Source organism: Teichococcus coralli, from assembly GCF_009829925.1.
GTDB classification, from domain to species: domain Bacteria; phylum Pseudomonadota; class Alphaproteobacteria; order Acetobacterales; family Acetobacteraceae; genus Pseudoroseomonas; species Pseudoroseomonas coralli.
This window is the reverse complement of record NZ_SNVJ01000011.1, coordinates 95405-113010: the sequence shown is the minus strand read 5'-3', so window position 1 is coordinate 113010 and position 17606 is coordinate 95405. Positions and strand designations below refer to the sequence as shown.

Genomic DNA, 17606 nt, shown 5'->3' with positions numbered 1-17606 from the left:
CCTGATGCATCCCCTTGCGGGGGAAGGAACCACTGTGCGGCACGGTCGGCCTGTTCCGACTGTGGCCAGGACCAGGACGGACATTGGTACCGCTCGCCGTGCGCAGGACGCAAATCACCGATTCGCTTGCGACCTCGGATTCAAGAACAGAACCCACGAGGCGAAAGTCGACCGGTAATCCGGTGATGTAATTGAGTCGTTTTGGTCTAGCGCGTGGTCTCTGGAGGCTATCCCCCGCCGCGCCTCTGGCGCAACGGGGACTTAGCGAGAACACGAAAGCCGCCGGTCATTCCGCGCCGGAGCGCGGAATGTTCAGCCCTGCGCGGCCGCGCCCAGCGCCTTGATCCGCGCCGAAAGGCGGGACAGCTTGCGCGAAACCGTGTTGAGGTGGAGCACGCCCTTGGTCGCGGCGCGCTGCATCTCCGGCTGCGCGTCCTGGAAGGCGGCCTTGGCCGCGGCCTGATCGCCGGAGGCGATCGCCTTTTCGACCTTGGTGAGGAAGGTTCCGACGCGGGAGCGGCGGGCGCGGTTGCGCTCGTTGCGGATGGCCGTCTGCCGGATGCGCTTGCGCGCGGAAGCCGTGTTCGCCATGGCGGTGTTTCGAACCAGTCGTCTGTGTCTTCAGGAACGCGCGGAACCCCTCGGGGTCGCTGCGGGAAGGCGCGGTTTAGCCGCCGGGGGAGGCGGGAGTCAATGGATGCGGGGCCCGCCGCCTGGCCGGGGCCCGGATTCGGCCCTGGTGTGGCCCCCGCGACCCGCCGCGGAACGCAGGCCGGCCCCGCTTCCCCCGCGTCCCGCCCGGCGGCAGACTGCCGCCCTCCACCAGGACAGGACCACCCGATGATTGAACGGATCACCCGCACCCCGATCATGCACCGCGCCGTGGCGCATGGCGGCGTGCTGCATCTCGGCGGCATCGTGGCCGAGAGGCGCGAGGGCGTGGGCATGAAGGGCCAGACCGAGCAGGCCCTGGCGCGCCTGCAGGAGATCCTGGCCAGCGCCGGCAGCGACAAGAGCAAGGTGCTCTCCGCCACCGTCTATGTCACGGACATGGCGGCCAAGGCCGAGATGAACGAGGCCTGGGTCAGCTTCTTCGGCGCCGAGAACCTGCCGGCCCGCGCCACGGTGGGCGTGGCCAACCTGGGCTCGGCGGACACGCTGATCGAGGTTGTCGCCGTCGCCGCGCGTTGAACAAAAGCCTGGGGGAAGGAATTCCCCCAGACCCCCATCTTCTTTTTGTCGGTTCTGACCTGCCGGTCGCCGTCGCCGGCGGGAGGGGGGGGCTGCGCCAGCCCCGGCGCGGGCGCATGCCGCCCGCACCGCCCAACGGATGGAAAAGAAGAAGAGGGGGCCTGGGGGAGAATTCTTTCTCCCCCAGCGCTCAAGCCCCGCTTCAGAAGCGTGGCTTCCGCTTCTCCAGGAAGGCCGCCATGCCTTCCTTCTGTCCCTCGGTGCCGAACAGCCCGAGGAACAGGCGCCGTTCCAGCCGCACGCCCTCGCGCAGCGGCAGCTCGAAGGCGGCGTTGACGGCCTCCTTCGCCATGGCCACGGCCGGCGCGGAAAGCCCGCCGATCTTCTCCGCCAGCGCCACCGCCTCGCTCACCAGCGACTCGGCCGGCACCACGCGCGCCACCAGCCCGGCGCGCTCGGCCTCCTCGGCGTTCATCATCCGCCCGGTCAGCACCATCTCCATCGCCTTGGACTTGCCGATGGCATGGGTCAGCCGCTGGCTTCCCCCGGCGCCGGGGATGATGCCGAGATTGATCTCCGGCTGCCCGAACTTCGCCGTCTCGGCCGCCAGGATGAGGTCGCACATCATCGCCAGCTCGCACCCGCCGCCCAGCGCGAACCCGGCCACCGCCGCGATCACCGGCTTCCTCACCGTCAGCACCGCCTCCCAGCGCGCGCCGATGAAGTCGTGCAGGTAGGTCCCGGGGAAGCGGCGGTTCTGCATCTCCTTGATGTCCGCCCCGGCGGCGAAGGCGCGCTCGCTGCCGGTCAGCACGATGGCGGCGATGGCGGGGTCGGCGTCGAACCGCCCCAGCGCCTCGCCCAGCTCGCCCATGAGCTGGTCGCACAGCGCGTTCAGCGCGGCGGGCCGGTTCAGCCGGATCACCCCGGCGCGGCCCTGCACCTCGGTCAGGATCATGGGTTGGTCTTGCGGGGGTTGGTCTTGCGTGGCGTCCGGCATGGCGCGGCCTCCCGTTGCTTCAGCGTTGTGTGCGGGCACAGAAGAAGGTGCTGCGCCCGGATTGCACGATGCGCGCGACCCCCTGGCAAGCCGGCGCGCCCGGGCAGAGCGGGCAGGGCGCCCCCTCCCGGTCATAGACCTGGAAGCGGTCCTGGAAATGCCCGAGCTCGCCATCCGCCCGCACGTAGTCGCGCAAGGAGGACCCGCCCGCCGCGATGGCCTCCTCCAGCACCGCCCTGATCGCCGGCACCAGCCGCCTGGCCCGCGCGCCGGGGATGGTCTGCGCCAGCCGCCGCGGCGAGATCCCGGCGCGGAACAGCGCCTCCGCCACGTAGATGTTGCCCAGCCCCGCCACCACCCCCTGGTCCAGCAGCGCGGCCTTGACCGGCGTCCGCTTCCCCGCCAGCGCCGCCCCCAGCACGCCGGGCGTGAAGCCCTCCTCCAGCGGCTCCGGCCCCATCCCGGCCAGCAGCTTGTGCCCATCCTCGGCGGCGGTCGGCACCAGGTCCACGCAGCCGAACCGGCGCGGGTCCACGAAGCCCACCCGCGTGCCGTCCTCCACCTCCAGCGCGAGGTGCTCATGCGCCGGCGGCGGCGCATTGGCCCCGCGCGGCCGCGCCACCATCCGCCCGGACATGCCGAGATGGATCAGCGCCGAATCGCCGCCCGAAAGCCGCATCAGCATGTACTTGCCGCGCCGCCGGAAGCCTTCCACCCGCGCGCCGGTCAGCCGCGCCGCCAGCCCGGCGGGGAAGGGCCAGCGCATCCCCTCCCGGTTGGTGGCGGCGCGGATGATGGTGCGGCCCTCCAGCACGGCCGCCAGGCCACGCATCACGGTCTCGACTTCGGGTAGCTCGGGCATGGCGCTCCAAAAAGGCCGGGGGAAGGAATTCCCCCGGACCCCCATCTTCTTTCTGTCAGTTCCGCAGAGATGGGGAAGCCTCAGCCCGCATCCAGCACCTCGAAGGCCGTCACGCCCATGGCCAGCAGCGCCCGAAGGTCGCCCGCCTCCAGCGCGATGCAGCCCTCGGTCGGCGCATAGCCCGGCCGCGCCAGGTGCAGAAAGATCGCGCTGCCCCGCCCGCGCACCACCGGCGCGTCGTTCCACCCCAGCACGCCGACGATGTCATAGACAGGGTCCTGCCGCCAAAGCGCCTCATGGTGCGCGTCATGCGGCAGCCGGATCGCCATGTTGTAGGCCGGATGCGACGAATCGTCGCACCACCCGTCGTTCCGCCCGATCGGCTCCACCGGCACCGCGCAGGCCGGCGCCGCCCCCCGGTCGGCCCGGTACAGCACCCGCCGCAGCGGCAGCCGCCCCACCGGCGTCGCCCCATCCCCCTCCGCCTTGTCCCGCCGCACGCCCCCCTTGCCCAGGGCGCAGCGCCAGGTGGTGCCGCGCAGCACGACGCGGCCATCGGGGAAAACAGTGGCGGTCAGGTCATCGGAACGGGCCATGCCGCCCAGCATGCCGCGCCCGCGCGCCCTGGCAAGGGCCCCGCGGGCCGGCCCTCAGCGCAGCAGGTGCCCGAACCGCTCCGCCTTGGTCTCCAGGTACTTGTCATTCACCCCGTTGGCCGCGAAGCGATGCGCCTCCCGCCCCTCCACGACGATGCCGCAGGCGGCGAGCCCCGCCATCTTGTCCGGATTGTTGGTCAGCAGCCGCACCCGCGGAATGCCCAGCGCCCGCAGCATGGTCGCCGCCACCAGGAAGCCACGCTCGTCGGCCCCGTAGCCCAGCGCCCGGTTGGCATCGAGCGTGTCGAGCCCCTGGTCCTGCAGCGTATAGGCCCGCAGCTTGTTGACCAGCCCGATCCCACGCCCCTCCTGCGCCAGGTAGAGCAGCACGCCGGCGCCCTCATCCCCCATGCGCCGGATGGCGCCGCGCAGCTGCGGCCCGCAGTCGCAACGCAGGCTGCCCAGCAGGTCCCCCGTGAAGCACTCCGAATGCGCCCGCACCAGCGGCGCCCCGCCGGCCTCGGCCAGCTTCTCCGGCTCCCCCACCAGGATCGCCAGGTGCTCGATGCCCCCATCGGCCGCCCGGAAGGCCACGATCCGCGCGTCCCGCGCATTCTCCAGCGGCACCCGCGCCTCCGCCACCCGCGCCAGCGTGGTCGCCGCCGTGGTGGGATAGGCCAGCACATCCGCCGCCGGCACGCTCAGCAATCCGAGCTGCGCCGCCGCCGAGGCCCGCGCCGGCGCCGCCACCAGCGCCGGCAACAGCCGCCCCAGCTTGGCCAGCGCCAGCGCGGCCGGAGACAGGGCCGGCGGCGGGATCAGCTCCGGCAGCTCCGGCAGCAGCCGCTCCGCCACGGGATCGGCCAGCCGCCGCAGCGCCGCCGGCTCCAGCAGCGCCGGCCCCGGCCGCAGCGCCACCACGCCCTCCTCCATCTTGCGCCCCTCGGCCCCGCCCGGCGGCGCGGCGGCGATCGGCCGCTGCAACACCGCCGCCGCCCGCACCGGCGCCAGCAGCAGCACCGGGGGCGCCAGCGCGGCCGCGGCCAGCTCCGCCAGCCCCCGCGCCCCCACCACCTCCGCGGCCGCGGCCACCAAAGGTCCCTGCGGCCCCTCGATCAGCACCGGCGTCCCGCGCCGCAGGTCGCTCGCCGCCCGGTGCACCGCGCGCAGCATCAGGGCGGTGGCATCCGGCAGGGGAGCTCCGATTTCCGGATCATGCCTCACATCCGGCGCCACGTTTCCTGTGCTGGTCATCCCATCGCTTCCCGTCGCCTTTCGGGTAATCTGGTCGCGGAGTCCCGTCTCTGGCAATGTGGCGCCGCGTGCAGGATTGCCATCCCCCGTTTTTCGGCAGAAAAATCAATCTTTGGATGCGCCTGAACCCGTTCCGGGACTTGCCGGATGGCCATACTGCCGTCACGATAAGGCTTGATGGCCTTCCCGTCGGGAACTCCATATCTGGAAGGTTGATGCCTTGTCTTTCCACTGGCTAGGTCGAGAAATCGCATGACTGGCCCGCGGCCGATCCTGATCGTGGACGATGATGACGCCCTGCGCGCCACGTTGTCCGAACAACTGGCGCTGGACGGTGAGTTCGCGCCCGCCGAGGCCGGCTCCTCTGCGGAGGCTGCGGAGCAGCTCCTCGCCGGCGGCGCCCGCTTCGACGCCGTGCTGCTCGACATCGGCCTCCCCGATGGCGATGGCCGGGACCTCTGCGCACGCCTGCGCCAGCAGGGCGTCAAGCTCCCCATCATCATGCTGACCGGCGCCGATGCCGAGCAGGACGTGGTGCGCGGCCTCGACGCCGGCGCCAACGACTACATCGCCAAGCCCTTCCGCATCGGCGAGCTGCTGGCCCGCCTCCGCGCGCAGCTCCGGGTGTTCGACAATTCCGAGGACGCCGTCTTCGTGATTGGCCCCTACACCTTCCGCCCCTCGGCCAAGCTCCTGCTGGAGCCGGTGAAGAACCGCAAGATCCGCCTGACCGAGAAGGAAGCGGCGATCCTGAAGTTCCTCTACCGCGCCGGTGGCCGCCCCGTCGCCCGCCAGGTCCTCCTCAACGAGGTCTGGGGCTACAACGCGGCCGTCACCACCCACACGCTGGAGACGCACATCTACCGCCTCCGGCAGAAGATCGAGCCCGATCCGGCCAACGCCGCGCTCCTCCTCACCGAGGGCGGCGGCTACCGCCTCGACCCCCAGGCCGGCCGCGCCGCCGCCGCCTGAGGGCGTTCGCGCCGCTCAGACCCAACAAAGCCGGGCCGCGCAGGCCCGGCTTTTTTCATGCGCGCCCCCCGCCACCCGCGCAAAGGGAAGGCGCCGCCTTCCCCAGGCTCCCGCCTTCGAGGGCGCATTGGCCCGCGATCACGAACGCCCCTGGCCGCGAGCGCAATGATGGCCCCCCGCCGGCGGCGGGACCGAGGCCGCCCGCACGGGGACTGCCCCTGAACGGCGAGCCGCACGACGGCCCCGCAACCCCCCGTTGACTGCCCCGTTCTCCTGACATCGTCCCCGCCGGAGGCAGGCCGCGTCACCCTGCGCGCCGCCCGGCCCGACCCGGAAACCAGGCTAAGAAACAAGAGGATCCGCCGTGGCCGCCACCCCGACCTCCAGATCCCCGACCCAACTCCCAACCCGATCCCCGCGCCCGCTCCACCCGCTGCACGCCATCCTGCTGGCCTTCCCGCTGCCGCTCTTCCTCGGCGCGCTGCTCAGCGACCTCGCCTACAACGCCAGCTTCCACGTCCAGTGGACCAACTTCGCCTCCTGGCTCATCGCCGGCGGCCTGCTCGTCGGCGCCTTCGCCGTGCTCTGGGCGCTGGTGGACCTGATCCGCGCCCGCGCCCCGGCCCGCAAGCGCGCCGGCCTCTACTTCGCTGTGCTGCTCGCCATGTGGGTGCTCGGCTTCCTCAACGCCCTCGTCCACGCCAAGGACGCCTTCGCCATCATGCCGGAGGCCATCCCCCTCTCCGCCATCGCCGCCCTCCTGGCGCTCGTCGCCGCCTGGCTGGGCTATTCCCGCCTCCAGCCGAGGGAAACCACCTGATGCGCCCGCTCCACACCGCCGGCGCCGCGGCGCTGGCCCTCCTCGCCCTCCAGGCCGCCCCCGCCGCCGCCCAGCCGCAGACCAACCCGCCGCGGCCCGGCCAGACCGGCCCCGACCCCACGCTGCCCCAGCCCCAGCGCGGCCTCCTCCCCAACATGACGATCCCCCGCCCGGCGGGCTGGAACAACGAGCGCCCCACCGTGCCCGAGGGCTACACCATCCAGCCCATCGCCACCGACCTCCGCATCCCCCGCCAGACCCTGGTGCTGCCCAATGGCGACATCCTGGTGGCCGAGGGCTCCGGCGGAAAGCAGGCGCCCAAGGTCCGCCCCAAGGACTTCGTCGCCGGCTTCATCAAGAGCCTCGGCAAAAGCTCCGCCCCCAGCGGCGACCGCCTCACCCTCCTGCGCGACGCCGACGGCGACGGCACCTACGAGCTCCAGCACACCTTCGCGGAAAACCTCAACGCCCCCTACGGCCTCGCCCTGGTCAACGGCAGCCTCTTCGTCGCCAACCAGGACGCCCTGGTCCGCTTCGACTACCGCGACGGCCAGACCGAGGCCTCCGGCCCGCCCGAGCAGGTCACCGCCCTCCCGGCCGAAATCAACCACCACTGGACCAAGTCCCTCGCCGCCAGCCCGGACGGCGAATCCCTCTTCGTCGGCATCGGCTCCAACAGCAACATCACCGAGCGCGGCATGGCCGCCGAGGTGGACCGCGCCATGGTCTGGCAGATCGACGCCGAATCCGGCGCCCACCGCCCCTACGCCACCGGCATCCGCAACCCCACGGCATTGACCATCCAGCCCGGCACCGGCCAGCTCTGGGCCGTCGCCAACGAGCGCGACGAGATCGGCCCCGACCTCGTGCCGGACTACCTGACCTCGGTGAAGGAAGGCGCCTTCTACGGCTGGCCCTACAGCTACTGGGGCCAGAACGTGGACGAGCGCGTCCGCCCGCAGGACCCGCAAAAGGTCGCCGCCGCCATCGCCCCCGACTACGCCCTCGGCTCCCACGTCGCGGCGCTGGGCGTGGACTTCTCCACCCCCGCCATGGGCGCCCCCTTCGCGGAAGGCGCCTTCGTCGGCGAGCACGGCAGCTGGAACCGCACCAATCCCGTGGGCTACAAGGTCGTCTTCGTGCCCTTCCGCGACAACCGCCCCGCCGGCCCCCCGCAGGACGTGGTGACCGGCTTCCTGAACGAGGAAGGCAACGCCCGCGGCCGCCCGGTCGGCGTCACCGTGGACCCGCGCGGCGCCCTCATCATCGCCGATGACCTGTCGAACACGGTGTGGCGGATGACGCCCGCCCGCTGAGGCCGGCCGGGGGAAGGCGCCGCCTTCCCCCGGACCCCCATCCGCCAGGAGGCTGAGCCTCCTGGACCTGCCTGCTTATCAGGCTTTGAAACCATATCTTGGGAAGTTCTTACCCTACGCTGTGGATAGAATAACGCGCATCTTGTGCTACGAAATTGCGGTCCTAATCTTCTTGCAGAGGCTGTCATACCACGTCGCGCCGACTTCATCGAGAAATGCCCGTATACAGTCGCTCTCCAGAACTTCTCGCGAGCAGCTTTTCTTCTCTGCAATGTGGCTTGCGTATTGATGGTGATCATGATCTGGGAAGGATGTGCGAAAAGTAGGAAAATCGAACCCATAGTTTTCGCGCAGCGTTTTCTCGGCAGACTTTGAATGAAATACTTCTTTTTCTGGAGGGAGAGAGCCAGGGAGACAGTATATTCCTTGGCTCTCATTGGCGGTTTGATCGGCGTCCAGAACAGAAATTGCTTTTTGTCCAGAATGGATGATGGCTTTCTGTGCCGAAACAACGGCTCGGTTATCCCCAAAGGGGAGAACTTCAACGCTTTCAATGAGCTGGCGATCAAAACGCATCAGGATTTCCCTCAGCATCGACTGAGCAAATTTATCTTCCACACAAATAACAAAATGGCCACGTTCGCCAGCGGATAATGCTGTCCGGATACGAGAAGAGGACACATTGTCAAAAACCTTTACGCCATCCTGATCTCGTATAAGCAACTTGCGGCCTTCCGGGGGAAGGGCATCCATCATAACGCTAGAATGAGTCGAAAATATAATCTGGTGATGGCGGCGATCGACCACATCCATTAAGTACTTAACAAATTCGTACTGAGCATTTTCATGTAGAGATGTTTCCGGCTCCTCAAGAACTATTAAGCTTTGCTCAGGGCAAGTTTCGAGTAGCCTAACCGTATAGATGAGCCTGCCTTCACCAAATCCCATATTATTTTCTGAATAGGTTGCTCCTAATCGGCAGGCAATTCCTAATTCTCCCTCTCGCTTTTTGAGGGAAACTCCTTGAAAATAAATATCATCATAGTTGGAGCCAAGAATACGGCTCACACGACGGGCGGCGTCTTCGATTTCGTTGCGAGAAGTCAATTCCAAATTGGCTGCGCCATATATACTTAAATCTCTGCGTTCGACTTTGGGTATGTAGACTGTGAAACCCACGTACTCGGTATTCCGCTCGGGCTGCCGCTTGTATCCGGACCACTCCTTCTGTGCTCGACTTATGGTTAGTTCTTGTGGTTGTTCTGGTTTGTCTGTTTGATAGCGAAATGTGACCGCCGCGTCGCGGATAAAGGGTTCGGGATCAGCAGCAGAAGAAGGAAAAAAATCTTTTACGTAAAATCGTTTTCGTGTTGTTGAAGTCGATAGTTTCTTATAGCCGCAAAGCATGAGTTGCCCAATTGTGCTTTTCCCAGATCCGTTAAAGCCTGTGAGGGCGGTAATTGGGTATTCGAATGATAATTTTGCTTTTACACCTCGAAAACCTTCCACATCAGATGATGTAATAACAGGTCCAAAATTCTTAAAACGATGAGCAAGCTTGTATTTCGCTGCCAATGTTTTTCGCACATCTACCATGTGGTCTGCTCGTTATTTTTCTAGAAAATATACAATAATTTAGGAGCGGCGCTGTATATTTTTCGAAGCAGTATTATCCCATCTTTGTCTCTCCATCTTCGAACCTAAAGCGGTTGATATAAACTCAGGGTAGAAGATTAGCGCGAAAATGTACGATGAGAACCTCTGTTTTTAAGTCCAAAAGGTGGCTGAGCTACGCCCCTAGCGAGGGATAGACGAGCCTCTGGTAGAAGCTTGACAAAAGGCATAAATTCCTAATACCCTCCCGCTTCCCACCCGGAGCGGCCCCCATGTCCCGCCTCACCCCCCGAACCCCCTGGACCCCGCTCTCCGACGCCGCCTGGGCCGCCCTCCAACCCTTTCTCCCGGCCCTCTCCCCTCAGGGCCGCCGCACCGCCGATCCCCGCGCCCGGCTGGATGCGATCTTCCACCTCGCCCACCAGCGCGGCGCCCCGTGGAAATCCCTGGCCGAACATCACGGCAAGCCGGATACCGTCTCCCGCTTCTTCCGCCGCCTCACCCATGCCGGCGTCTGGCATGCCCTGCTCCGCGCCCTCGCCAAGGCCCCGCCCGACCACCCGCTGCGCGCCCTGGAATACGCCATCTGCCGCGCCTGCCGCCGCGCCGCGCGCCTCGGCGGCCTGGCCCTCCTGGTGCTGATCCGCCGCCTCGGCCTGCGCTCCGCGCTGGATGCGCCCCCCTGGCTCCTGCCCGATCCGCTTTTGTCCGAAACCCTCCTCCGCCTCCCCCTCGGCCCCCGCACCCCGCCCGAGGCCATCCGCAGCCTGCTCCATCTCGCCCGCGCCACCGCCGGCCGGCGGCGGATTCCCCGCTCCGTCCGCCTCTCCTGGTCATGATCGCCTTGCCCGCGCCCGCCCGCTGCGGCAAACCCCGCCGGAACGCGCTCCCAGCGGAAAAGGAACCGGACGCTATGGCGGTGAAGGACGTGAAGAAGGTGGTTCTCGCCTATTCCGGCGGGCTGGACACCTCCGTCATCCTGAAGTGGCTGCAGACCACCTACCGGTGCGAGGTGGTGACCTTCACCGCCGATCTCGGCCAGGGCGAGGAGCTCGGCCCGGCGCGGGACAAGGCCCGCCTCCTCGGCATCAAGGAGGAGAACATCTTCATCGACGACCTGCGCGAGGAGTTCACGCGCGATTTCGTCTTCCCGATGTTCCGCGCCAACGCGCTCTATGAGGGCTGCTACCTCCTCGGCACCTCCATCGCGCGCCCGCTCATCGCCAAGCGCCAGATCGAGATCGCCGAGAAGGTTGGCGCCGATGCCGTCTCCCACGGCGCCACCGGCAAGGGCAACGACCAGGTCCGCTTCGAGATCGGCTACTATTCCCTGAAGCCGGACGTGAAGGTCATCGCCCCCTGGCGCGAATGGGACCTCACCAGCCGCACCCGCCTGCTGGAATTCGCCGAGGCCAACCAGATCCCCATCGCCAAGGACAAGCGCGGCGAGGCCCCCTTCAGCGTGGACGCCAACCTCCTGCACAGCAGCAGCGAGGGCAAGGTGCTGGAGGACCCCTGGCAGGAGCCCCCCGAATCCGTCTGGCAGCGCACCATCCGCCCCGAGGACGCGCCCGACACCCCGACCGAGATCACGGTGGAGTTCGAGCGCGGCGACGCCGTCGCCATCAACGGCGAGCGCCTCTCCCCCGCGTCCCTGCTCACCAAGCTGAACGAGCTCGGCCGCGCCAACGGCATCGGCCGCCTGGATCTCGTCGAGAACCGCTTCGTCGGCATGAAGTCCCGCGGCTGCTACGAGACCCCCGGCGGCACCATCCTGCACGCCGCCCACCGCGCCATCGAGAGCATCACCCTGGACCGTGAGGTGGCCCACCTCAAGGACAGCCTGATGCCCCGCTACGCCGAGCTGATCTACAACGGCTTCTGGTTCGCCCCCGAGCGCCGCATGATCCAGGCCATGGTGGACGAGAGCCAGAACAGCGTCAGCGGCACCGTCCGCCTGAAGCTCTACAAGGGCAACACCATCGTGACCGGCCGCCAGTCGCCCAACAGCCTGTATTCCATGAAATACGTCACCTTCGAGGAGGACCAGGGCGCCTACGACCAGTTCGACGCCCAGGGCTTCATCAAGCTGAACGCGCTGCGCCTGCGCTTGGGCGCCATGGCCGGCCGCAAGGGCGGCGCCGTCTGATGCGCGGCGGGCCGCGGGCGAGGGCGACCTCTCCCGCGGCCCGCCCCCTGCCGCGCGGGGTCCGAAACCCCCCTCTTTCGCTCGCGTTGTTTCGCCACAAGCTGCGGCCACCCGGCCAGCGGCAGGAAAAAACCAGCGAAGGAGGAGACGCGCATGATCCGTCTTCCGACCACCATTGCCGCCGCGGGCCTGGCCCTTGCCATCGGTGCCCCCCTGGCCCATGCCCAGACCGGCGTCTACGGCACCGCCGGCTACGGCACCCAGAACTCCCCGACGCAGCTTGGCGGCGCCGTCCAGAACGGCGTCGGCCCTTCCAGCACCCGTATGCCGGACAGCCGCGTGCCCGGCGGCGGCAGCTACGGCAGCAGCGGCATGTCTGGCAGCAGCGTCCCCGGCGGCAGCATGTCGGGCGGCAGCATGTCCGGCGGCAGCATGTCGGGTGGCAGCATGTCTGGCGGCGGTATGTCCGGCGGCAGCATGTCGGGTGGCGCGATGCCGGGTGGCGGCATGGCCCCGCCGGGTGGCATGCAGGGTCACGACCGGATGGGCGGCGCCATGCACGGCCAGTCGATGCAGGGCAACATGGCGATGCAGGGCGGCATGCGCGGCGACAGCCGTGCGAACCCGCCGCAGCAGCCCTTCCAGGGCCTGGACCTGCCGCGGCAGAACGTCGGCAATGGCGCCTACAACGGGGGCGGCATGATCCTCGAATACATGCCGGATGGCAGCGTGCGGACCGTTTCGCCCCGCTAAGAATCCGCCTGGCCGCCGGGCGGGGTCTTCCCCGCCCGGCTCCTTCGCCTCTTCTCTCAGGCGAGCTGCGGCCGGCGGTTGCGGCCGATCAGCCGCGCCGGGACCAGCGCCCAGGCGCCGGCGCCGAGCCCCGCCTGCACGAGCAGCGCCGCGATCCAGAACGCCGGGAACTCCCATCCGCCGCCCGGCCGGCTGAACACCCAGCCATTGCCGATATGCTGCAGCGTCGCGCCGATCAGGATGGGCACCGCGAGCAGCGAGACCAGCCGCGTCCAGATGCCGAGCACGAGCGCGATGCCCGCCGCCGTTTCCGCCAGCGCGACCACCGCGCCGAGAACGGGCGGAAAGCCGAGGCTGCCGAAATATCCCATCGTGCCCGTGAGGCCGAAGGTGAGGATCTTCATCAGGAAGCCGTGCGCCAGGAACATCACGCCGAGGCTGACGCGCAGCAGCAGGGCGGCGTAGGGCGCGGTGCGGGAATCCAGCATGGGTGTTCTCCGTGGGAGAGGGGGCCTGTGGCGGCCGTTGCGTTCCCCTCTACGTCCAAGGCACCTCCGGCTTCCAACCGCCATCGGAAACGGCCATCATTGGCGGCATCAATGACCGACCTGGCCCGGCTCGACCTCAACCTGCTGCGGGTGTTCGACGCGGTGGCGCGCGAGCGGCACGTGACGCGCGCCGCGCAGCGGCTGAACCTTTCGCAGCCGGCCGTTTCCAACGCGCTCGCCCGTCTGCGCGCCACCCTGCAGGACGAGTTGTTTCTCCGCCGCCCCGGCGGCGTGGAGCCTACCGCGCTCGCGCTTTCCCTGATGCAGCCGGTCGCGGAGATGCTGGACCGCCTGCGCGATGCCCTGGCCGCCCACGCCCCCTTCGAGCCCGCCACCGCCGAGCGCGTCTTCCCCATCGGCCTCTCCGAATATGCCGAGGCCGTGCTGGCGCCCCCCCTGCTGGCGCGGATGGCCACCGAGGCGCCGGGCTGCCTGCTCGCCATCCGCCACGCCGACCGCACCAACGCCCTTGCCCTGCTCGAGAGCGACGCGGTGCAGATCGCCCTCGGCATGCTGCCCGAGCCGCCCGCCCTCTATACCCGGCTGCGCCTGCTGCCCGAGGTCTTCCTGACCCTGATGCGCGCCGACCATCCCCTGGCCGATGGCCCGATGACGCCGGAGCGCTTCGCCGCCTGGCCGCACCTGCTGCACTCGCCGAACGGCTCGCGCGAGGGCGCGCTGGACGAGCCGATGCGCCAGGCCGGCCATCCGCGCCGGCTGGGCGCCGTGGTGGCGCATCTTTCCGCCGTGCCGGCGATCCTGAAGCGCACGGACATGGTCATGGCGCTCACTGCCCGGCTGGCGATGCAACTGGCCGAGGCGCATGGCCTGGCCCTGCGCCCCTGCCCGGTGGAGATCCCGCACAGCCGCCTCTCGCTGCTCTTCCCGCGCCGCCTGGAGGCGGACCAGGGCCATGCCTGGCTGCGGCGGCTGGTGCTGACGGTGGCGCGCGAGGCGACCGAGGGCTGCGCGCAGGTCAAGGCGCTGCACCGGGATCTCGGACTCCCTGAAAATGACTGACAGCAAAAAGACGGGAGTTCGGGAGAATTCCTTCCGCCGCGCTTTCTTCTTTCTATCCCCAGGGCCCGCGCCGCCGCTGCGGCCGTGCCGTACCCCAGGGGCCGGCCGCCGCGCCCGGCGCTTGCCACGCGCTTTGCGCCGCGCGCGGCGGAGGGCCGCCCATCTCGCCCGCCAGCGCCATCAGCCGCGCCACGCGTTCCTCGGTGCTGGGATGGGTGGAGAAGAGGCTGTCCATTCGCAGCCCCGCCAGGGGGTTGATGATGAACATGTGCGCCGTGGCCGGATTGGCCTCGGCGGCGTGGTTGATGAAGCTGCGCCGGCCCTGTTCCAGCCGCATCAGCGCATGCGCGAGGCCGCCGGGGTTGCCGCTGATCTCGGCGCCGCCGCGGTCCGCCTCGTATTCGCGCGAGCGGCTGATCGCCATCTGCACCACCATGGCGGCCAGCGGCGCCAGCAGCATGATCAGCAGCGAGCCGATCGGGCCCAGTCCGCCGCGCTCGTCCCGCCCGCGCAGGCCGCCGAACAGCCAGCCGAACTGCGCCAGCATGCCGATGGCGCCGGCCAGGCAGGCGGTGACGGTCATGATCAGCGTGTCCCGGTGACGGATATGCGCCAGCTCATGAGCGATGACGCCCTCCACCTCCTCCGGCGGCATACGCTGGAGCAGACCGGTATTGACCGCCACGGCCGCGTTCTCCGGGTTCCGGCCGGTGGCGAAGGCGTTCGGCTGATCCTCGTGGATAATGTAGAGCGCCGGCATCGGAAGGCCGGCGCGCTGCGCCAGCCGGGACACCATGGCGTGGAGATCCGGTGCCTCCTGCGGGCCGACGGGCTGCGCGTTGTGCATCCGCAGCACCATGCGGTCGCTGTTCCACCAGGCGAAGAGGTTGGTGACGCAGGCCACGCCGAAGGCCACCATCATGCCGCCACGGCCACCGATGGCATAGCCCACGGCCGCGAAGAGCGCCGTCATCGCCGCCAGCAGCAGGGTCGTTCGCAGATAGCCGCTCATGCCCTCTTTCCGTTTCCGCGTTCCCATCCCCAGATGGGGTGCATGACACGCGCTCAGCAAGAGGCCGGCAAGCCGGCCAGCCCAAGCCAGACCGAGGCCCAGCCGGCAGCGGAGGCGCCGAAGGTCGCCGAGAAGCCGAAGATGCCGAAGGAGATCGACGGGCCCAAGGGTCCGGAACCGACCCGCTACGGCGACTGGGAACGGAAGGGGCGCGTCAGCGACTTCTGACGCCGCGGCAAGGGCGCTTCCCCGCGCCGCCTTGGCTCCCCCCGTCCCGCGCGGGAGAGACGTCCGCGATTCGTTCGTGCGACTCGGGAATGCCGCCGCGGCAGGTGCGCCTTTTGGACATGCTTTGTTCGAAGATCACCGCAGCGCCGCTACCGGGAGGCGTCAGCCTCCCCGGCGCTGCGCGAAAAACGCGCGCAGCGCCTCCCCGCATTCGCGCTCCCGCACGCCTCCCACGACTTCCGGCACGTGGTGGCAGGAGGGCGCGGCGAAGATGCGCGCGCCATGCTCCACGCCGCCGCCCTTCGGGTCATAGGCGCCGAACACCACCCGCCGCACCCGGAAGAAGCTGGCCGCCTGGGCGCACATCGGGCAGGGCTCCAGCGTCACCGTCAGGGTACAGTCGGGCAGGCGGGGTTCGCCGCGCGCCGTGGCGGCCTGGCGAAGGGCCAGCAGCTCGGCATGGGCGGAAGCGTCGTGCAACTCCTCCACCCGGTTGCCGGCGCGGCCGAGCGCCGTGCCGGCGGCGTCGGTCACCACCGCGCCCACCGGCACCTCGCCGCGCGCGGCGGCGGCGCGCGCCTCCGCCAGCGCCAGCTCGATCGGGCGCGGGGGCGGCACCTCAGGGGCCGATGAGCTGGCCGCCATCCACCACGATGCTCTGCCCCGTCACCCATCGGGCGCGGTGCGAGGCCAGGAACAGCACCACGTCCGCCACTTCCTCGGGATGGCCCAGGCGGCCGGCGGGGATCTGGTTGCGGATCTGCTCGTAGAGCGGCGCGCCCTCCAGCCGGCGCTTCTCCCAGGAGCCGCCGGGGAACTCGATCGAGCCGGGGGCGACGGCGTTCACCCGGATTCCCTTGGAGGCGTACATCTTGGCCTGGCTGCCGGTGTAGTGGTCCACCGCCGCCTTGATCGCGCCATAGGGCGCGCTGCGGCTGCTGGCCCGCAGCGCCGAGATCGAGGAGACGTTGACGACGGCGCCGGCGCCCGACGTCTCCAGCCAGGGCAGGGCGGCATGCGTGGCGCGGACGATCGCCATCATGTCCACCGCGAAGGAGGCGGCCCAGCCGGCCTCGTCATCGGTGGCGCCGAAGCCGGAGGCGTTGTTCACCAGAACGTCGATGCCGCCCAGCGCCTCAGCCGCCTCGGGGATGAAGCGGGCGATCTGCTCGGCCTCCGCCAGGTCGCAGGGGGCGGCGAAGGCCGGCACCTTGAGGGCGGCGATCTCGGCCTGGGTCTCGGCGAGCTTCGCCGCGCCACGGGCGCAGATGGCCACCGCCGCGCCCTCCCGGGCGAAGCCGAGCGCGACGGAGCGCCCGATGCCGCGGCTGCCGCCCATCACCACCACGCGCTTTCCTGCCAGTTGCATCCGCTGTCCCTTCCTTCCGGCGCTGGACACGGGGGAAAATGAATTCTCCCCCGCACCCCCTCTTCTTTGTCTTCTATCCGGCAAAAAGAAGAAGGGGGTTGGGGGAATTCATTCCCCCAACCTTTCTGTTGTCCCCCGTGCCGTGCGCGGCTAGCAACCCCACCATGCGCAAGCTTCCCCTGATCGGCCTGACCCTGGATGCGGAACAGCCTGGCGGCTACTCCAAGCTGCCCTGGTACGCCCTCCGCCAGAACTATTTCGCGAGTGTGGCGCGGGCCGGAGGTTTGCCCGTCGCCTTGCCGCACGCGCCGGAACTGGCCGAGGCTTATCTGGACGAGATCGACGGGCTGCTGGTCACCGGCGGTGCCTTCGACGTGGACCCGGCCCTCTATGGCGGCGGCGCGGCGCACCCGACGGTGGCGCTGAAGGAAGGCCGCACCGCCTTCGAGCTGGCCATGGTGCGCGGCGCGCTGCAGCGGAACATGCCGATCCTCGGCATCTGCGGCGGCGAGCAGCTTCTCGCCGTGGCGCTGGGCGGCACGCTGATCCAGCACATCCCGGACAGCATCCCCGCCGCGCTGGCGCATGAGCAGCCGAACCCGCGCACCGAGCCCGGCCATACGGTGGAGATTTCCGAGGGCACGCTGCTGGCGCGGCTGGTCGGTGGCACGCGGATGGCGGTGAACTCGGCGCACCACCAGGCGGTGGAGCGGCCGGGGCCGGCCAGCGTCATCAACGCGGTGGCGCCGGACGGGGTGATCGAGGGGATCGAGTCCACCGGCCACCGCTTCGCCCTCGGCGTGCAGTGGCACCCGGAATACGCCGTGGACGCCGCCGACCAGCGCATCCTCGACGGTTTCGTGGCGGCCTGCCGATGAGCGGCGCGGCGGATGACGACGGTC

20 protein-coding genes are annotated in these 17606 nt (G+C 69.1%); 10 read left to right on the top strand and 10 right to left on the bottom strand.

Features of this window, described 5'->3' with window-relative positions:
* Positions 1-312: 312 nt before the first annotated feature.
* Complete coding sequence (rpsT, locus tag E0493_RS13920) at positions 313-591, bottom strand: 30S ribosomal protein S20 (protein ID WP_160937600.1); 279 nt, start codon at positions 589-591, stop codon at positions 313-315.
* 249 nt (positions 592-840) lie between these two features.
* On the opposite strand from rpsT, the gene E0493_RS13915 reads away from it, so the two are divergent.
* Positions 841-1191: a RidA family protein gene (locus E0493_RS13915; protein WP_160937599.1), complete on the top strand. Its 351-nt coding sequence runs from the start codon at positions 841-843 to the stop codon at positions 1189-1191.
* A 202-nt stretch (positions 1192-1393) separates the two neighbouring features.
* Here the strand turns inward: E0493_RS13915 and E0493_RS13910 are convergent, their stop codons facing one another.
* The 4 genes from E0493_RS13910 to E0493_RS13895 all read right to left on the bottom strand — a co-directional run bounded on the left by E0493_RS13910 (position 1394) and on the right by E0493_RS13895 (position 4903).
* Positions 1394-2149, bottom strand: coding sequence for an enoyl-CoA hydratase (locus tag E0493_RS13910; RefSeq protein WP_160937597.1), 756 nt, complete (start codon positions 2147-2149; stop codon positions 1394-1396).
* A 61-nt stretch (positions 2150-2210) separates the two neighbouring features.
* Positions 2211-3053 carry a bifunctional DNA-formamidopyrimidine glycosylase/DNA-(apurinic or apyrimidinic site) lyase gene (mutM, locus tag E0493_RS13905; RefSeq protein WP_160937595.1) on the bottom strand — a complete coding sequence of 281 codons (843 nt, stop codon included), beginning with the start codon at positions 3051-3053 and terminating at the stop codon, positions 2211-2213.
* A gap of 80 nt (positions 3054-3133) precedes the next feature.
* The gene (locus E0493_RS13900) at positions 3134-3649 is read right to left on the bottom strand and encodes a L,D-transpeptidase family protein (RefSeq protein ID WP_160937593.1); all 516 of its coding nucleotides are present in this window, start codon (positions 3647-3649) and stop codon (positions 3134-3136) included.
* Between the two features lie 54 nt (positions 3650-3703).
* On the bottom strand, positions 3704-4903 hold the full coding sequence (locus E0493_RS13895) for a GTP cyclohydrolase II (RefSeq protein ID WP_202397125.1): 1200 nt from the start codon (positions 4901-4903) through the stop codon (positions 3704-3706).
* 252 nt (positions 4904-5155) lie between these two features.
* Between E0493_RS13895 and E0493_RS13890 the strand changes: the two genes are divergently transcribed.
* From E0493_RS13890 to E0493_RS13880, 3 genes are all read left to right on the top strand, one after another.
* Complete coding sequence (locus E0493_RS13890; protein ID WP_160937591.1) at positions 5156-5875, top strand: response regulator transcription factor; 720 nt, start codon at positions 5156-5158, stop codon at positions 5873-5875.
* Between the two features lie 364 nt (positions 5876-6239).
* The gene (locus E0493_RS13885) at positions 6240-6695 is read left to right on the top strand and encodes a DUF2231 domain-containing protein (protein ID WP_367614517.1); all 456 of its coding nucleotides are present in this window, start codon (positions 6240-6242) and stop codon (positions 6693-6695) included.
* On the top strand, positions 6695-8011 hold the full coding sequence (locus tag E0493_RS13880) for a PQQ-dependent sugar dehydrogenase (protein ID WP_160937589.1): 1317 nt from the start codon (positions 6695-6697) through the stop codon (positions 8009-8011). Before E0493_RS13885 ends, E0493_RS13880 begins: the two co-directional genes overlap by 1 nt.
* Positions 8012-8158: 147 nt before the next feature.
* On the opposite strand, the gene E0493_RS13875 is transcribed toward E0493_RS13880, so the two are convergent.
* Positions 8159-9607 carry an ATP-dependent nuclease gene (locus E0493_RS13875; RefSeq protein WP_160937587.1) on the bottom strand — a complete coding sequence of 483 codons (1449 nt, stop codon included), beginning with the start codon at positions 9605-9607 and terminating at the stop codon, positions 8159-8161.
* A 290-nt stretch (positions 9608-9897) separates the two neighbouring features.
* Here E0493_RS13875 and E0493_RS13870 point away from each other — a divergent pair, with 290 nt between their 5' ends.
* The 3 genes from E0493_RS13870 (at position 9898) to E0493_RS23135 (ending at position 12527) form a co-directional block, all read left to right on the top strand.
* Positions 9898-10464: a transposase gene (locus E0493_RS13870; protein ID WP_160937585.1), complete on the top strand. Its 567-nt coding sequence runs from the start codon at positions 9898-9900 to the stop codon at positions 10462-10464.
* A 74-nt stretch (positions 10465-10538) separates the two neighbouring features.
* Positions 10539-11774, top strand: a complete 1236-nt coding sequence (locus E0493_RS13865; protein WP_160937583.1) for an argininosuccinate synthase — start codon at positions 10539-10541, stop codon at positions 11772-11774.
* A 153-nt stretch (positions 11775-11927) separates the two neighbouring features.
* Positions 11928-12527 (top strand): hypothetical protein, encoded by a 600-nt coding sequence (locus tag E0493_RS23135; protein WP_202397124.1) that lies wholly within the window; start codon positions 11928-11930, stop codon positions 12525-12527.
* Between the two features lie 56 nt (positions 12528-12583).
* Here the strand turns inward: E0493_RS23135 and E0493_RS13860 are convergent, their stop codons facing one another.
* Positions 12584-13015 (bottom strand): DoxX family protein, encoded by a 432-nt coding sequence (locus tag E0493_RS13860; protein ID WP_160937582.1) that lies wholly within the window; start codon positions 13013-13015, stop codon positions 12584-12586.
* 111 nt (positions 13016-13126) lie between these two features.
* On the opposite strand from E0493_RS13860, the gene E0493_RS13855 reads away from it, so the two are divergent.
* On the top strand, positions 13127-14095 hold the full coding sequence (locus tag E0493_RS13855; protein WP_160937580.1) for a LysR family transcriptional regulator: 969 nt from the start codon (positions 13127-13129) through the stop codon (positions 14093-14095).
* 52 nt (positions 14096-14147) lie between these two features.
* Here E0493_RS13855 and htpX read toward each other — a convergent pair whose 3' ends face one another.
* Complete coding sequence (gene htpX, locus E0493_RS13850; protein ID WP_160937579.1) at positions 14148-15107, bottom strand: zinc metalloprotease HtpX; 960 nt, start codon at positions 15105-15107, stop codon at positions 14148-14150.
* Positions 15108-15149: 42 nt separating this feature from the next.
* Here htpX and E0493_RS13845 point away from each other — a divergent pair, with 42 nt between their 5' ends.
* Positions 15150-15335 carry a DUF1674 domain-containing protein gene (locus tag E0493_RS13845; protein WP_160937577.1) on the top strand — a complete coding sequence of 62 codons (186 nt, stop codon included), beginning with the start codon at positions 15150-15152 and terminating at the stop codon, positions 15333-15335.
* A gap of 162 nt (positions 15336-15497) precedes the next feature.
* On the opposite strand, the gene E0493_RS13840 is transcribed toward E0493_RS13845, so the two are convergent.
* Positions 15498-15980 (bottom strand): nucleoside deaminase, encoded by a 483-nt coding sequence (locus E0493_RS13840; RefSeq protein WP_160937576.1) that lies wholly within the window; start codon positions 15978-15980, stop codon positions 15498-15500.
* Positions 15955-16704 (bottom strand): SDR family NAD(P)-dependent oxidoreductase, encoded by a 750-nt coding sequence (locus E0493_RS13835; protein WP_160937575.1) that lies wholly within the window; start codon positions 16702-16704, stop codon positions 15955-15957. The genes E0493_RS13840 and E0493_RS13835 overlap by 26 nt, the downstream gene beginning before the upstream one ends.
* A gap of 164 nt (positions 16705-16868) precedes the next feature.
* Here E0493_RS13835 and E0493_RS13830 point away from each other — a divergent pair, with 164 nt between their 5' ends.
* The gene (locus tag E0493_RS13830) at positions 16869-17582 is read left to right on the top strand and encodes a gamma-glutamyl-gamma-aminobutyrate hydrolase family protein (RefSeq protein WP_160937574.1); all 714 of its coding nucleotides are present in this window, start codon (positions 16869-16871) and stop codon (positions 17580-17582) included.
* Positions 17583-17606 lie beyond the last annotated feature (24 nt).

Excerpts from the sequence above, each read along its gene's own strand:
- rpsT (WP_160937600.1), bottom strand. The coding sequence starts at position 591 with ATGGCGAACACGGCTTCCGCGCGCAAGCGCATCCGGCAGACGGCCATC.
- E0493_RS13915 (WP_160937599.1), top strand. The coding sequence starts at position 841 with ATGATTGAACGGATCACCCGCACCCCGATCATGCACCGCGCCGTGGCG.
- E0493_RS13910 (WP_160937597.1), bottom strand. The coding sequence starts at position 2,149 with ATGATCCTGACCGAGGTGCAGGGCCGCGCCGGGGTGATCCGGCTGAAC.
- mutM (WP_160937595.1), bottom strand. The coding sequence starts at position 3,053 with ATGCCCGAGCTACCCGAAGTCGAGACCGTGATGCGTGGCCTGGCGGCC.
- E0493_RS13900 (WP_160937593.1), bottom strand. The coding sequence starts at position 3,649 with ATGGCCCGTTCCGATGACCTGACCGCCACTGTTTTCCCCGATGGCCGC.
- E0493_RS13895 (WP_202397125.1), bottom strand. The coding sequence starts at position 4,903 with ATGACCAGCACAGGAAACGTGGCGCCGGATGTGAGGCATGATCCGGAA.
- E0493_RS13890 (WP_160937591.1), top strand. The coding sequence starts at position 5,156 with ATGACTGGCCCGCGGCCGATCCTGATCGTGGACGATGATGACGCCCTG.
- E0493_RS13880 (WP_160937589.1), top strand. The coding sequence starts at position 6,695 with ATGCGCCCGCTCCACACCGCCGGCGCCGCGGCGCTGGCCCTCCTCGCC.
- E0493_RS13875 (WP_160937587.1), bottom strand. The coding sequence starts at position 9,607 with ATGGTAGATGTGCGAAAAACATTGGCAGCGAAATACAAGCTTGCTCAT.
- E0493_RS13870 (WP_160937585.1), top strand. The coding sequence starts at position 9,898 with ATGTCCCGCCTCACCCCCCGAACCCCCTGGACCCCGCTCTCCGACGCC.
- E0493_RS13865 (WP_160937583.1), top strand. The coding sequence starts at position 10,539 with ATGGCGGTGAAGGACGTGAAGAAGGTGGTTCTCGCCTATTCCGGCGGG.
- E0493_RS23135 (WP_202397124.1), top strand. The coding sequence starts at position 11,928 with ATGATCCGTCTTCCGACCACCATTGCCGCCGCGGGCCTGGCCCTTGCC.
- E0493_RS13860 (WP_160937582.1), bottom strand. The coding sequence starts at position 13,015 with ATGCTGGATTCCCGCACCGCGCCCTACGCCGCCCTGCTGCTGCGCGTC.
- E0493_RS13855 (WP_160937580.1), top strand. The coding sequence starts at position 13,127 with ATGACCGACCTGGCCCGGCTCGACCTCAACCTGCTGCGGGTGTTCGAC.
- htpX (WP_160937579.1), bottom strand. The coding sequence starts at position 15,107 with ATGAGCGGCTATCTGCGAACGACCCTGCTGCTGGCGGCGATGACGGCG.
- E0493_RS13845 (WP_160937577.1), top strand. The coding sequence starts at position 15,150 with ATGACACGCGCTCAGCAAGAGGCCGGCAAGCCGGCCAGCCCAAGCCAG.
- E0493_RS13840 (WP_160937576.1), bottom strand. The coding sequence starts at position 15,980 with ATGGCGGCCAGCTCATCGGCCCCTGAGGTGCCGCCCCCGCGCCCGATC.
- E0493_RS13835 (WP_160937575.1), bottom strand. The coding sequence starts at position 16,704 with ATGCAACTGGCAGGAAAGCGCGTGGTGGTGATGGGCGGCAGCCGCGGC.
- E0493_RS13830 (WP_160937574.1), top strand. The coding sequence starts at position 16,869 with ATGCGCAAGCTTCCCCTGATCGGCCTGACCCTGGATGCGGAACAGCCT.